Consider the following 14,113-nt stretch of genomic DNA (forward strand, 5'->3'; position numbering starts at 1 on the left):
TCTTATATCACGTGCTTCTATAGGGCGTGGTCTTATAGAGCGTGTACTCCTAATATCATTTTTATTTGTACATGTGATGATATGGAAGATAGCCCCCTAACCCTATTTGGCTTGCGTTTAAAAGAATTACGAAAAATCAGAGGAATTTCTCAAGAGAAATTAGCCTTGGAATGTGGCATAGCCAGAAGTTATTTAGGTGAAGTCGAAAGAGGAAAACGCAACATTGCTTTAATTAATATTTATAAACTGGCAGATACGCTTGGCGTACCTGCCTCTACACTTTTAGAGCCACCATCACAGCAGATCAAGGAAGATTAATCGTGTTAAACCACTTCTTCCTGATGGGTCACTCTTAATATTTCTTCTACAGTGGTTTTGCCTGCCAGCACTTTTCTTAAGCCATGATGGCAAATTAATTGTGACCATTCTGTAAGACCACTAACTAAAAACATTTTCAATCCTGACTTTATTCGGCAAACGATAAATATCAAAATCGGCATCAATGCTGATAATTTTCCTAACGCCTGTTTTTTCCGCAGCAATCACTAGTGTTGCATCAGCAAAATCCATTGGTCGATCACTATATTTTTTACTGAGCTCAATGATACGGAAAATATCTTTTTGTGAAATTTCTTGCAGTAACACCCCTTCATGTGCGACCCATTCTAAAAAATCAATTTGTACATTTACATTAAAATCAATCATATGTAGCACTTCTGTCATAACCGCTGTTGTGGTTATTAACTTATACTTCCCTTGCTTTAAAAATGCCTTGATTCTTGTATGGTAATGATCACTCCGGTCAAAAAGTGCAATCAATGGTCCAGCATCAATGAGAATCAAATTTAGCATTTAATTTGCCTTTGAGTTTATCCTTATAGGTCACTGACAAAGTACCATCATGACTCTCATAACGACCAAAATATGCTTCACCCAAGGTATAGGAATCCTGTGGAACCTGTTCCTGAGCCAGCATTTTTTCCAGTGCTTCTTTAATTACTTCTGATTTTGACTTGTGTTGATAACGCGCAAATGCAACCAATCTCTGCTCTAAATCAGGTGGTAAACGAACTGTAAGCATACCAATCGCTCCGTATTACATCTGTAATACAAAATATAAGCTTAAATATTATCCAAGTCAAGCTAGATAAACTGATTATACTATCTCCTCTTGATTGGTCACTCTTAATACTTCTTCTACAGTGGTTTTGCCTGCCAGCACTTTTCTTAAGCCATCGTGGCGAATCGATTGCGATTGTTTTCGGGCATAATTTTCCAGTTCATACTCAGCCGCATTGCCATGGATCAAGCGGCGCATATGATCATCAATCGGCACCACTTCGTATATTGCAGTTCGTCCGCTAAATCCGGATTGATTACATTTGTCACAGCCTACAGGATGTGGAATTTTCAATGGTGTACTATGTTCCATCTGCTCAAACAATTGTTGTTCATGCTCATCTGCATCTTTCCATTGCAAACAATGTGAACACAATGTTCGTACCAAGCGCTGTGCCACAACACCAATTAAAGAACTGGATAACAGAAAGGGCTCGATCCCCATATCTTTTAATCGCGTGACTGCACCAATTGCGGTATTGGTGTGTAAAGTTGAAAGTACCAAATGACCTGTTAAAGAAGCCTGTACTGCAATTTCAGCCGTTTCCAGATCCCGGATTTCCCCGACCATCACCACATCTGGATCTTGACGCAACATGGCTTTTAAGGCACGAGCAAACGTCATATCTACTTTGGTATTGACCTGTGTTTGTCCGATACCTTCAAGTTGATATTCGATTGGATCTTCGGCAGTTAGAATATTTCGGGTATTGTCATTCAGATCAGATAAGGCTGCATACAATGTGGTGGTTTTACCAGAGCCGGTTGGTCCGGTTACCAAAATGATGCCATGTGGGCGATGGACCAGATAACTTAGACGTTGGTAATCATCTGCCATCAGGCCTAAATGGGTCATGTTTAATCGACCCGCCTGTTTATCCAGCAGTCGCATTACCACACGTTCACCATGACTCGATGGCAAGGTCGACACACGCACATCTACTTCCCGACCTGCCAAACGTAGTGAGATACGACCATCTTGCGGAATACGTTTTTCGGCAATATCCAGTCTTGCCATAACTTTGATCCGAGAAACGAGTAACGGTGCAAGTTCCCGACGCGGCTGTACAATTTCTCTTAATTGTCCATCCACACGTAGGCGCACGGAAAGACGTTTTTCAAAAACCTCGACATGAATATCCGATGCATTAACACGAATCGCCTCAGACAATAAGGCATTAATCAGTCGAACAATCGGTGCATCATCTTCCTGATCCATCAGGTCTTCCATCTCAGGCACTTGATCGGCAAGGCTGAGTAAATCCGGATGATCTTCTAATCCGGCTGCGACTTGTTGTGACTCACCAGTATCACCGGCAAAGGCTGCACTTAATATTTTCTGGAAATCCTGATCAGATACAAGCTGATAATGTGCAGAATGCCCCAGAAACCGTCGGGCTTCCTGCAAGGCTTCAAAAGGTGTGTGCTGACAACGGATTATATTTGTTTGATCGCCATCAAATTGAAATAACACACCATGGCGTTTCGCAAAACTATAAGGGATTTGGGTTTGTCTAAGCATGGGTATTTGCAAAAATCTAATGAATTAGCTTACTTGAGTGTACTTGAACTATGTTATAAGGTGAAGACAAAATTCTTTTTTCTATATATTCATCGGGTGTGATGTTGGATAAATTAGACCATGTTGAAACAGATTTAAAATGGTGGGGAGAGTTCCATTTTTCCCTGCATCAGGCCTATTCATGGCGTTTTGGTTCGCTCTATTTCCGTTTGATTCGTAACGAAAAAGAATGGCGTATCGAATATCATCGCCCACAGAATCAACACGAAAGCCAGCAGGATTGGCAAAAGCTGGATCCTGACGAATTATTTCCTGCGCCGATTTTATTTGAGCGTTATATGTTCAATCGTACTGGAGAAAAGATTTTTTTATTGCCTCGGCTTGCAGACCGTTCAGTGGTGATTAAACCAGTACAACCAATCTATATTCCGGCAGGTCAACGTGCTTCGTTATTTATCAGCACGCCGTTATGGATTTGTGGCATTGTCGATAATCAAAAAAAACCTCTGTTTGATTTCCCTGTGATTCGCCCCAAAGACACTTGGTTTGGGATGAGTAAAATGGAAGGTCAGCTGTGCTATGCCACCCCTGTTGATGGCAGTACCGATCTCAAGCTGTTAAAACCACGTGCTTTTCGTGCCATTACCCCGATTCATTTCTATAATGACAGTAATCAACAGATGCGACTTGAACGAATTAATGTGCCTGTGCATTCACTGCCCTTATTTCACAGTGAAGAAACCGGACGTTTATGGACTTCGGAAATTAAGGTTTATCAGGACAGTATTGACCGCCCGCCACGTATTCGCATTGAAACCCGTACCCCGCCAATGGCCGGCGAAGTAACGTATATACAACCTGCACGGACTGAAAGTGCCGGGTTTATTACCAATATGTTTGAATCACTTTTCTAGGGATAAACATGGCTGAATTAAACATCACGGAACAAATCCTCGGCACTCTCAAAAATTTTGTGAATGGTTTAAGTACAGATCGCTTTCAGGAAATTTTATTTGCAATTTTATTTGCCTTTATCGGTTTTTTTATTGCTCGCGTCATCAGTAATACCTTTACTGCAACTATCGGTTCCAGACTAAATTTACATCAACGCCTGATTTGGCGACGGGGAATTTTTTATTTTATTTTTATTCTGTTTCTGATTGCCAGCTTAAGAGAAGCCGGATTTAAACTTAGCGTATTTTTAGGGGCGGCAGGGATTTTAACGGTTGCATTGGGTTTTGCATCCCAAACCTCTGCCTCCAACCTGATCAGCGGTTTATTTCTAATTGGTGAAGGTGCGTTTGAAGTCGGTGATACCATTCAACTGACCTTGATTCGTGGCCATACCATTGAGGGAAAAGTACTTTCGATAGATCTACTTTCGGTCAAACTCCAGACACTGGATAATACCTTTATCCGTGTCCCGAATGAACAATTGATTCGGGCACCGTTTTATAATTTAACCCGCTTTCCCATACGGCGTATTCCGATCACCTTATTTATTAATTTTCATGAGGATATCGTCAAAGTACGTCAGGTTATGATTGATGTTGCGGATAATTACTCACTGGTACTGGATGAACCGCGTCCCATGGTTGCAGTAACCGCCTTTCGGGAATCCTCAATTGAGTTATTATTCACGGTCTGGACTTTGCAAAAACATTATATTCAGGTTCATGATGAAATGCAGGAACGCATACGCAATGGTTTTATTGACAATGATATTGAAATCCCAATTCCCAAAATGGGACTGGTAGAACGACAGACAGCACCATTAACAAATGAAGATATTGATCAATATGCCAATAAAGAAGAAATCAAACGCGAACCACGATAACGGACTGTGAATTTTTACCTTGCAATATTTTTGATTTGACATATTGCAAGGTCCGATACATAGCTAATAATAAATCTTAGTCTAAATATTTACAGCAGCATCAAATGGTTTTATATCATAGACCTTTTTTAATGCGATTTTGCCTTTGGCGGTAATGGTGCAAAATAACCAATCACCAGCATAATCAAACCACTACCGATAAAAGAAACAATACGGGTTAAAGTATGGCTATGTGACAGATCAAGGAAAATCAGTTTTAGAATCACCAGCGCCAATACCGCAATTCCCAGCATCCAGATATAACGCCAAGATTTTCGACTGGCCAGTGAAGTCAATACCAAAGCAACACTGGCCCATAAAATAGTCAGACAGGTTTGTACTGTGCTATTGACCCAGGCCTGCTGTGACCAATATGGCAAATCAGCATAATGATATAAAACCCGCAACAATAAGCTGCTGATCAGAAACAGCCCCACAAACAAGATACTGGCAGCACTCACAATTTGCAGCTCTCGCTGCCCTTGTATTAAGAATGGTCGAATCGCATAGGTGATGATTGCAAATAATAATAAACTGCTTAAATCAATCGGATTCAATAACATCACATAAGGCAAATCCCATTGTCCGTTATGCAAGGCAGAGATATAACAGAGCCATAGCAGCCCAATCACAATGATGCCGGGATTGCCAACCCAATACGACTGTAAGCCCTGATATCTTTCAACAAACAGTGTGATGGCAAACACGACAATCGGCACAAGCGTCCATAAATAGATTGATGTAAATGAATTTGACCATACTGCGCCCAATGCACCTAAAAAGAACACGGCAAGGGTAGCAAGAATAGCATTTTGCCAAATTCTGGCAGATGTTGTCGTAGCATTTTCCGACTGGATAAAGACCGAAAAGCCAGCCAACCACAAAAGACTCACCCAGAATAATTGATATCGTTCGGCCATATTAAGCTGGTAAAGCACCAGTAAATCTGTATGGTCAATGACATGTATCAGCGTCAATAATGTGCTCAAAACCAGAATGGTAAAACCAATAAGCGACCACGTTTGATCAAATATTTTATGTTTTAACCAGTACCATCCACTCAACAACAAAAACCACAATAACAATGGCAAACTGATAAAATTCATTTGCCAAGATAAATGCGCAACGGTGTGTTGATACACATATGGCGCAATCGCAAACGACAGAGTCATAAACAGAATCGAGAAAACCTGTTCAAAGGCAGAGCGATCCCGTGTTTGTAACGCATATCTTAAGCAATATGCAGCAAAAGCATAGCTCACCATCAATACACTTGAAGCAAACAATACAGTACGCTGATCCAGAACACCGGCATAGAGTGTTGCAATCCCACTGGCAAGTAATAAAGCCGTACCAAAATATCGGGCATTGATAATGTTATATCGCCAGCCTAAATACAGTACCACGGCACCATGAATTGCCCAGCCAACACTACTCCAGTAAGCATCAAAGGCAAATGGTAAAATTAATGCCAAAAATACCAAACCGAGTCCATAAAAACATTGGGCTAGAATTGTTAACTGGTGAACCTTACGATGCAGGACAAAACCAATACTCAAATACACTACTGCCAAAATTGCGCTGGCAATACTTAAAGCCTGACCATCAGAATCTACCAAACCGGCATATAGACTAAAAGCCATAAAAGGCGTAGCAAAAATAAGAGTACTATCAATGAAAGGAATATCACTGAATTTTTGATCAAACTGAATGATTAATTGACTATATCGAATCGAAATAAACAGATATAAGGCAAAAATCAACCAGACCCAACAACTAATCTGAAAATACTGTTCAGGCTCGGCATTAAACCAGACCGCAAATCCACCAATCCCAAAAGTCATTAATAATGCCACGGTATTGAGAATACGCCACGGTTTAAACCAAGCAATGACAGCCAGCGCACTATTCAACACAAAATAGTACGCCATCATTGCAGCAACATTATTACTTCCAGTGTTTAAAATAAAAGGCGCCACAAAACCACTGCCCAAGGCAATAAAAGCCAAAATCAAGGCATTTTGCCGCAAGGCCAATACCAATGTTGCAGCCAGTAAAGCGATCAAACTTAAATAAGCCAGACTGATAGATGCAATGACATGCAGATGAAATGCGCTAAACAGCACTAAAAAAACAATTCCCAAGCCTGCCCCTTGCAAGCTAATCGCATACTCAAAACGCTTTTTACGCAACACATAGCCCAAAGCAGTGAGTGCAAAACCACCGGCAGCAATTGCAGCCATTCTTGCAGATAAAGTAAGTTGCCAATATTCACTGGCAAAACGCAGCAATAACACCACCCCAATCAATAACACCACAATGGCAATCCGAACAATGCTATTACCACCTTTAAACCAGTCAATCGCTGTATGCCATAAGGAGGTTACAGCTTTGAGTTCTTTTAAAGTATCTGCATCATCTCTGGGTTGGGATACCATAACCGGAACTGCAACCTGATCTGATAATGGTTTGGGGTTAATGGGTAATATTTCATTGCCTTGTATGGACTCATCCGCTAATTGATCTTCTGTACCGTGCAAAGTAGGTGCAGATTGCAAAGGCTTTGCTGATGCTTGTCCTGTAGTTGTCGCTTGCGTTGTATCAGAGAAAATCTGATCTTTAGCGGGTAGATTGGATAGATGTTGTTGTAAGTCAAAAAGCTGTTGTTGCAAAGACTGTATTTGTCGTTGCTGTTGTTCGAATAAATTTGCCACAATCAGCAATACAACCAAACCCATTATAGGAAATAGTACGTTATTGCCACCGCCAGTAAAAAATTGCCAAAAGACAAGAAGGATCAATATAACCGATATATTTCTGGCCCAATATGCTTGCGGGATTTTCAATAAACCTGAAATGTTGTGTTCGGGTTGCTGTTGTTGCATAGGCGTTCTAAATTTTTATAATGTAGATATTGCACAATAATTTAACATGCCCGCGCCAATTACAATATGTCTTATTGTTTCAGTGTCGTTTAACACGCCAGATTACAGTACACTATAGGACAATTTAAAAATTCAGTTTTGGGATATAAAACATGCCACCTTTTGTATTGGTCGATGGATCATACTTTCTTTTTCGGGCTTTTCACGCCATTCCTTTATTGACCACTTCTCAGGGTTTACACACCAACGCAGTTCGTGGTGCATCTGCCGCCATTCAGAAACTGATGCGACGCGTCAATCCAACCCATATGGCGGTTATTTTTGATACACCAGAACCAACATTTCGTCATGAACTTTCCCCGATTTACAAAGGCGACCGCCCAAGTATGCCGGATGAACTGGGTGAACAGATCCCTTATCTACACGATTTAATCCGTGCACTGGGAATTCCCCTGTTTAGTCTTGCTGGAGTAGAAGCTGACGATATTATTGGCACACTCACCCAACAAGCGTTACTGGAAGGTCATCAGGTGCTAATCTCTACCGGTGACAAAGATATGGCACAACTGGTCAATCCCAATGTCACGCTAGAAGACAGCTTTAAAGAACGGGTATTGGATGAACAAGGTGTTTTTGAAAAATTTGGCGTGCATCCACATCAGATTGTCGATTATCTGACCCTTATGGGCGATGCGTCGGACGGCATTATGGGTGTTCCTGGTATTGGCGCAAAAACCGCAGCAAAACTGCTCAATGAATTTGGCACACTCAATAATATTATTGCCAATGCCGATCAGATCAAAGGCAAAGTCGGACAAAATATTAAAGACAATGTTGATAATATCAGAGTGGATCATCAACTTGCGACCATCATTACCGGGCTTGAATTGAACTTAAGTTGGGAAGACCTAAAACTGGGCGAACCCAATTCAAACGAATTAAAACGCCTCTATACTGAACTTGAATTCCGGACCCAGCTTCAATCTCTTGAACATCCGAACAATCCGAATAACCCAAGAAATAAAAGTCTGGAAAAAAGTGCAAGTACCAGCAAATCCGATGCAGTTGTGGCAGAAACCACGACACAATTAACAAGTTCTGAAGATCAACTCGGCAAAGCAACGTACCATACCATTTTGACCCAGCAAGATTGGGATGCATTATTTGAACGTCTGACACAAGCCAAACAGTTTGCTATTGATACTGAAACCACCAGCCTAGATTATCGTATTGCAGAAATGGTTGGTTTTTCTGTGGCATTTGATCAACAAGACGCCTATTACGTTCCGTTTACCCATGATTATGAAGGCGCACCTGAACAGCTAAATCGTGAAGCCATTCTGGCACAGATCAAACCAATTCTTGAAAATCCTGCCATTGGCAAAATTGGCCATCATCTTAAATATGATGCGCACATTTTTACCAACCACGGTATCCAATTACAAGGCTGGATTTTTGATACCATGCTGGCCTCCTATGTGCTCAATCCAACAGCAACACGCCATAACATGGACGATGTTGCCCGAGTGTATCTTAGCCATCTGACCACAACTTTCGAACAAATTGCAGGTAAAGGGGTTAAACAACTGACCTTTAACCAGATTCCACTGGAAACTGCTGCACCTTATGCTGCCGAAGATGCACATGTTACCTATCGTTTATATGAAGTCCTATCAGAAAAACTGGCTGCCAATCCAGAATTAAAACTCCTGCTTGAGCGTGTCGAACTACCAGTTGCACAGGTTCTAACCGGAATGGAAAATCAGGGCATACAGTTAGATCCAGAGTTTTTGCATAAACTGAGTGATGAATTCAATCAGGACATGCAAGGTTTTGAAAAACAGGTCATGGAAATGGCTGGTGAACAATTTAATATCGCCTCCCCTAAACAAGTGGGCGAAGTGTTATTTGATAAACTCGGTATTAAAGGCGGCAAAAAAACCACCAGTGGTCAGTACAGTACTAGTGAATCGGTACTGGAAAAAATTGATCATCCGATTGTGCAACTGATTCTCGACTATCGCACGCTGGCAAAATTAAAAAGCACCTATACTGATCGTCTGGTAATACAAGCCGACCAGACAACGCATCGCGTACATACCAGCTATCATCAGGCCGTCACCACCACTGGCCGATTATCCTCATCTGATCCAAACCTGCAAAATATCCCAATTCGTGGTGAAATTGGTCGCCAGATTCGCAAAGCCTTTATTGCCCCACAAGGTCGGGTGTTGATGGCTGCCGATTATTCCCAGATTGAACTGCGTTTGATGGCACATTTTTCACAGGATCCTGCACTGGTTCAGGCATTTATTGAAGGTAAAGATATTCATCGTGCCACTGCCGCAGAAGTTCTTGGCATTGCACTGGAAGATGTCACCGCAGATCAACGCCGTCAGGCCAAAGCTGTGAATTTTGGTTTATTGTATGGTATGTCTGAATTTGGCTTGATTCGCCAACTGGGTTTTACCCGCGCAGAGTCACAAAGCTATATCAAACAATATTTCCACCGCTATCCCGGCATCTATGAATATATGCAACGCACCCGTCAACTGGCACATGAACAGGGCTTTGTAGAAACCATATTGGGACGCCGTTTATATACGCCGGACATCGATGCGCGTAACATGATGGTGCGTAAAGCTGCCGAACGTGCTGCCATCAATGCCCCACTACAAGGTAGTGCAGCAGACATTATCAAAATGGCGATGATTGAAGTGGAAAAGAAAATTGACCATCAGCGCAGTTTATTGCTCCTTCAGGTTCACGATGAACTGGTGCTTGAAGTCGATCAGGACTATGCCGATGAACTTAAACCGATCCTACAAGATGCCATGCAAAATGTCGTACAACTGACAGTACCGCTCGTTGTCGATGTTGGACAGGGTCAGAATTGGGATGAAGCACATTAACAGTAATTAAATTTAGACCATAAAAAAACCTGCACAATATTTTGGGCAGGTTTTTTTATTAACTATCGTAAATTAACGAAATCCGCTCATTACACTCAACGATACATTGGCCATTACAATATCAATGATCAATAAAGCCAGAATAGCAAACAATGGCGATAAATCAATCATACCCATGTTTGGCATAATTTTACGAAACGGTGCAAACAGAGGTTCTGCTAGATCCTGTATCGCTTCTGCATAAGGCCCGCGATTCTGAGTAAACATCACCACCCAGCTCATGATAATGGCTGCAAAAATCAGATAACGACAAAACGTGATCACACCATCTGTCACTGCCATCAATGTACCAAGCAACAAACTATCAATACCTGCGGCTAGATTCTTATAATGTACATCAAAAATATTAATACCAATATCAAGATGACTTAATCCCCATACTTTTAACAAGTATAGAATAATTAACAGAATAATAGCGGCAAGATTCACCCGGCCCTTTGCCACAACTGGTAAAGAACGATTAAGAATATCAACCACTTTGGTTGCTTTCACTGTGGATTGCACCACAGGATTAAAAAAATTAATTGCTGCAAGTTGCATTAAAAAACGCAAAAAGACTAAAAGAATCGCAACATTAATAATGACATTAAAAATTAGTGCCAAAGTACTACTCACTTTTCATTAAAGTTGGGTTAATTTATGGGGTATTGATACGTTCCGCAAGTTCCTGTGCCAAACTTTGGCTACGTTTTTCTGCGGCAGCCAGTGCAGCCTGAATATGCTGCGATACCTGAAAAGAATCAAAAGTTTCAATTGCAGCTTCGGTAGTGCCATGTGGTGACGTGACATTTCGACGCAATTGCGCCGGCGTATGCTCACTGGTAATGGCCATTTGTGCAGCACCGAGTGCAGTTTGTAAAGTTAATGCCGATGCAGTTTTTTCATCCAAGCCCAGATTTTTACCCGCCTGAATCATGGCTTCCATCAAATAGAAGAAATAGGCTGGCCCCGAACCCGAAAGTGCTGTTACTGCATCAATTTTCTTTTCTTGATCAACCCATATGGTCAATCCAGTCGCCGATAAAATTTTTACCGTCAATTCCCGATCTTCTTCATTCACAGACTCGGCTGCATACATCCCATGAGCACCACATTGTACCAGTGCAGGCGTATTTGGCATCACACGAACAATGCGCGCATAGCCACCCAAAAGTTGGGAAATCAAATGAATTGGGGCACCAGCAACAATAGAAATCACCAATTGATTTTTTAGCTGACCTGCGAGTGGTTTTAATACCTGTGCCAGCACTTGCGGTTTTACGGCCAGTACAATCACATCTGCATGTTGAATCGCGGTTAAATTATCATCACCGACATTGATATCCTGCTGCTTTAATATGTCCTGAATCTGAGGCACTGGATCAGATACGGTAATACGTGTAGTCGGTAAACCACGGGCAAGCAAGCCACCAATCAGGGCTTGTGCCATATTTCCTCCACCAATGAACGTAATATTACGATCTAAACTCTTTGCCATTTTCATTTGATCCATTATTAATGCAGTTGTAAATTTGGTAACCAGCCATCTTTGCCACAATAAACACTTTCAGCCAGCCAAAATCCTGTCGATGTAAATACACCAAGAATCGTATTATGGTACATCAATATTTGCGTTTGATGACGAAACCAAGGGGGTATTTTTCTTTCCTGTAGCTCTTTTTTCAAAATACGGTGCCCTTTGCGCCCATAAAAAGCAATTTTTTCACCGCCTTGCCTCGCAACCAACGTTAACGTCTTAGATAACAAAGCACGATCTATGCCGAAGCTCGCCATCTCAACCTTTACATCACCCAAGGCAATCTGGTGCTGCACTGTAACATCAAAACATAAAGTTTGCTGTTGCGGTGTTGTTTGCAAAGCTTGCCATACTGCTTGTGGATAACGGTATAAGTAGCCATCGAAGCGCACGAAATCATAACTGGCATGATGTAATACGCTTTGTGCATCTTGTCGCGCCGCAATGACTTCAGTTCGGATTCGTTCCACCATGGCAAAAGGTGGTCGATAGGAATCTTCACCCTGCATCCAGACAGAAAGTAATTGCCGTTGCCGTGGTAAGGATAACTGATTTAAACACTCAATATTTAAACGCTGCTGCGAATCAACACATTGTTTTAAATCCTGCTGTAACACCTCATACAGAATGCTGTCCGCATCCTGCATTAAGGTTGCACAACGGGCAATGCCCTCTTGCATTCTGGGAAAGCGTTGCTCGAGTAATGGCCAAAGTTGTTCCCTGCACCAGACACGATCATAATGTTTATCATGATTCATAGGATCATCAACATACTCAATATTCAACTGTTGTATCCATTGGCTAATCTGTTGTCGGGATAACGTCAATAATGGTCGCCATAAAGCATACTCGGCAGTATCTAATTGAGAGGCCGAATGCGGGTTTAAGTTATTATCATGACTTAAAGAAAAATCGGAAACTAAACCACTTTGGGAAAGATCGTTTTGAAAAGGATCATGTTGTGACAGATTATGATGATGCAGTTTACGCCATTCGATCTCCTGCATCGCAGATAAACCGCTGACCCCAGCACCTTGTAATAATCTTAGTAAAACAGTTTCAGCCTGATCCTGTTGATGATGTGCCAGAACCAAAATATCTTGAGGATTTAAATGTTGCAAAAAAGCAGCATAACGTGCCTGCCGTGCCTGTGCTTCAAGATTGCCTGCTTGTATTTGTACAGGAATAATCTGACAAAGAATGTTCAGTTTTTGACAGTGATGCAGAACAAAATCAGACCAAGCTGCACTGGCTTGCTGTAGCTGATGATCAACGGAGAGAACGTAAAGACGCTGAGGGATTAACTCTGCTAACAGATATAGCAGCAACATGGAATCCATGCCACCACTACACCCAAGAACAATTTTTGCCTGTGGATCAAATTGCTGTAAATGACTTAAGAGGCGTTGACTAAATTTTCGCTGCCAAACTTCATTAAACGTTGGTAACGTGCTTCGCATCGCGCATTGGCATCCATTTCTAACAATTCATCTAAAGTATCTTTTAATACTTCTTGTAATTGATGCATCACTTTGATGGGATGTAAATGTGCACCCTCACCTTCATCCACGACAGTTTCAACAATACCCAGTTTTTTAAGGCGATCAGCCGTTAGGGCTAAAGCCTCACTGGCTTGCTCTGCCTTTTCGGCTGTTTTCCATAAAATGGATGCGCAACCTTCTGGAGAAATCACCGAATAAATACTGTGAGAAAGCATAATCACACGATCAGCAACCCCAATCGCCAGCGCACCACCAGAACCACCTTCACCAATGACAGTCGCAATCACAGGTACTTTCAAGCTCGACAATTGCGCCAGATTTTTGGCAATTGCTTCGGCCTGACCACGCTCTTCGGCACCAACACCTGGATATGCGCCCATGGTATCAATAAAGGTCAATACCGGTAAATTAAAACGCTCTGCCAAATCAAACAGGCGTTGTGATTTACGATAGCCTTCGGGATTACACATCCCAAAATTATGTTGCAAGCGTTCGCGGGTATTACGGCCTTTATGCTGTCCGACCACAACAACAGGCTGACCGTAAAAACGGGCTAAACCACCCACTAAAGCACCATCATCACCAAACAAACGATCGCCGTGCAATGCATCAAATTCGGTAAAAATTTCACTTACATAATCGAGGAATTGTGGACGTTCGGGATGACGGGCAATTTTTACTGTCTGCCAAGCCTGTGAGATTTTTGCCTTAGTGTTCATAG

At 41.8% G+C, this 14,113-nt stretch carries 13 protein-coding genes; 4 read left to right on the forward strand and 9 right to left on the reverse strand.

Annotated elements, in window-relative coordinates:
* The first annotated feature begins 81 nt into the window (after positions 1-81).
* Positions 82-318 (forward strand): helix-turn-helix domain-containing protein, encoded by a 237-nt coding sequence (locus CAP51_RS01565; RefSeq protein WP_087618978.1) that lies wholly within the window; start codon positions 82-84, stop codon positions 316-318.
* Positions 319-323: 5 nt separating this feature from the next.
* On the opposite strand, the gene CAP51_RS17585 is transcribed toward CAP51_RS01565, so the two are convergent.
* From CAP51_RS17585 to gspE, 4 genes are all read right to left on the reverse strand, one after another.
* A complete protein-coding gene (locus CAP51_RS17585; protein ID WP_281249235.1) occupies positions 324-452 on the reverse strand; it encodes a hypothetical protein in 129 nt (42 codons plus the stop codon).
* Positions 439-852: a type II toxin-antitoxin system VapC family toxin gene (locus CAP51_RS01570; protein WP_087618979.1), complete on the reverse strand. Its 414-nt coding sequence runs from the start codon at positions 850-852 to the stop codon at positions 439-441. The genes CAP51_RS17585 and CAP51_RS01570 overlap by 14 nt, the downstream gene beginning before the upstream one ends.
* The gene (locus tag CAP51_RS01575; RefSeq protein ID WP_087618980.1) at positions 830-1,081 is read right to left on the reverse strand and encodes a ribbon-helix-helix domain-containing protein; all 252 of its coding nucleotides are present in this window, start codon (positions 1,079-1,081) and stop codon (positions 830-832) included. The genes CAP51_RS01570 and CAP51_RS01575 overlap by 23 nt, the downstream gene beginning before the upstream one ends.
* Before the next feature lie 75 nt (positions 1,082-1,156).
* Positions 1,157-2,641, reverse strand: a complete 1,485-nt coding sequence (gene gspE, locus CAP51_RS01580) for a type II secretion system ATPase GspE (protein WP_425426723.1) — start codon at positions 2,639-2,641, stop codon at positions 1,157-1,159.
* Positions 2,642-2,742: 101 nt separating this feature from the next.
* On the opposite strand from gspE, the gene CAP51_RS01585 reads away from it, so the two are divergent.
* Both CAP51_RS01585 and CAP51_RS01590 read left to right on the forward strand, forming a co-directional pair.
* On the forward strand, positions 2,743-3,555 hold the full coding sequence (locus tag CAP51_RS01585) for a hypothetical protein (RefSeq protein WP_087618981.1): 813 nt from the start codon (positions 2,743-2,745) through the stop codon (positions 3,553-3,555).
* Positions 3,556-3,563: 8 nt separating this feature from the next.
* Positions 3,564-4,478: a mechanosensitive ion channel family protein gene (locus CAP51_RS01590; RefSeq protein WP_087618982.1), complete on the forward strand. Its 915-nt coding sequence runs from the start codon at positions 3,564-3,566 to the stop codon at positions 4,476-4,478.
* Between the two features lie 128 nt (positions 4,479-4,606).
* On the opposite strand, the gene CAP51_RS01595 is transcribed toward CAP51_RS01590, so the two are convergent.
* Positions 4,607-7,402 carry a DUF2339 domain-containing protein gene (locus CAP51_RS01595; protein WP_087618983.1) on the reverse strand — a complete coding sequence of 932 codons (2,796 nt, stop codon included), beginning with the start codon at positions 7,400-7,402 and terminating at the stop codon, positions 4,607-4,609.
* Positions 7,403-7,554: 152 nt separating this feature from the next.
* Here CAP51_RS01595 and polA point away from each other — a divergent pair, with 152 nt between their 5' ends.
* Complete coding sequence (gene polA / locus CAP51_RS01600; RefSeq protein ID WP_087618984.1) at positions 7,555-10,314, forward strand: DNA polymerase I; 2,760 nt, start codon at positions 7,555-7,557, stop codon at positions 10,312-10,314.
* 72 nt (positions 10,315-10,386) lie between these two features.
* Here polA and CAP51_RS01605 read toward each other — a convergent pair whose 3' ends face one another.
* Genes CAP51_RS01605 through CAP51_RS01620 form a run of 4 tightly spaced genes read right to left on the reverse strand, consistent with a single transcriptional unit; the run spans position 10,387 to position 14,111 of the window.
* Entirely contained in the window at positions 10,387-10,989 is a 603-nt protein-coding gene (locus CAP51_RS01605; RefSeq protein ID WP_087618985.1) for a YggT family protein, read from the reverse strand.
* Between the two features lie 22 nt (positions 10,990-11,011).
* Positions 11,012-11,851 carry a pyrroline-5-carboxylate reductase gene (proC, locus tag CAP51_RS01610; RefSeq protein ID WP_087619852.1) on the reverse strand — a complete coding sequence of 280 codons (840 nt, stop codon included), beginning with the start codon at positions 11,849-11,851 and terminating at the stop codon, positions 11,012-11,014.
* Positions 11,852-11,868: 17 nt separating this feature from the next.
* Positions 11,869-13,350, reverse strand: coding sequence for a tRNA lysidine(34) synthetase TilS (gene tilS / locus CAP51_RS01615; protein ID WP_087618986.1), 1,482 nt, complete (start codon positions 13,348-13,350; stop codon positions 11,869-11,871).
* Entirely contained in the window at positions 13,287-14,111 is an 825-nt protein-coding gene (locus CAP51_RS01620) for an acetyl-CoA carboxylase carboxyltransferase subunit alpha (RefSeq protein WP_087618987.1), read from the reverse strand. The genes tilS and CAP51_RS01620 overlap by 64 nt, the downstream gene beginning before the upstream one ends.
* Between the last annotated feature and the right edge of the window lie 2 nt (positions 14,112-14,113).

This window comes from Acinetobacter populi (assembly GCF_002174125.1).
Taxonomy (GTDB): Bacteria; Pseudomonadota; Gammaproteobacteria; order Pseudomonadales; family Moraxellaceae; genus Acinetobacter; species Acinetobacter populi.

Coding starts and splice junctions, on each gene's coding strand:
- CAP51_RS01590 (WP_087618982.1), top strand. CDS start 3,564: ATGGCTGAATTAAACATCACGGAACAAATCCTCGGCACTCTCAAAAAT.
- gspE (WP_425426723.1), bottom strand. CDS start 2,641: ATGCTTAGACAAACCCAAATCCCTTATAGTTTTGCGAAACGCCATGGT.
- CAP51_RS01565 (WP_087618978.1), top strand. CDS start 82: ATGGAAGATAGCCCCCTAACCCTATTTGGCTTGCGTTTAAAAGAATTA.
- CAP51_RS01595 (WP_087618983.1), bottom strand. CDS start 7,402: ATGCAACAACAGCAACCCGAACACAACATTTCAGGTTTATTGAAAATC.
- proC (WP_087619852.1), bottom strand. CDS start 11,851: ATGGCAAAGAGTTTAGATCGTAATATTACGTTCATTGGTGGAGGAAAT.
- tilS (WP_087618986.1), bottom strand. CDS start 13,350: ATGCGAAGCACGTTACCAACGTTTAATGAAGTTTGGCAGCGAAAATTT.
- CAP51_RS01620 (WP_087618987.1), bottom strand. CDS start 14,111: ATGAACACTAAGGCAAAAATCTCACAGGCTTGGCAGACAGTAAAAATT.
- CAP51_RS01570 (WP_087618979.1), bottom strand. CDS start 852: ATGCTAAATTTGATTCTCATTGATGCTGGACCATTGATTGCACTTTTT.
- CAP51_RS01575 (WP_087618980.1), bottom strand. CDS start 1,081: ATGCTTACAGTTCGTTTACCACCTGATTTAGAGCAGAGATTGGTTGCA.
- CAP51_RS17585 (WP_281249235.1), bottom strand. CDS start 452: ATGTTTTTAGTTAGTGGTCTTACAGAATGGTCACAATTAATTTGCCAT.
- polA (WP_087618984.1), top strand. CDS start 7,555: ATGCCACCTTTTGTATTGGTCGATGGATCATACTTTCTTTTTCGGGCT.
- CAP51_RS01585 (WP_087618981.1), top strand. CDS start 2,743: ATGTTGGATAAATTAGACCATGTTGAAACAGATTTAAAATGGTGGGGA.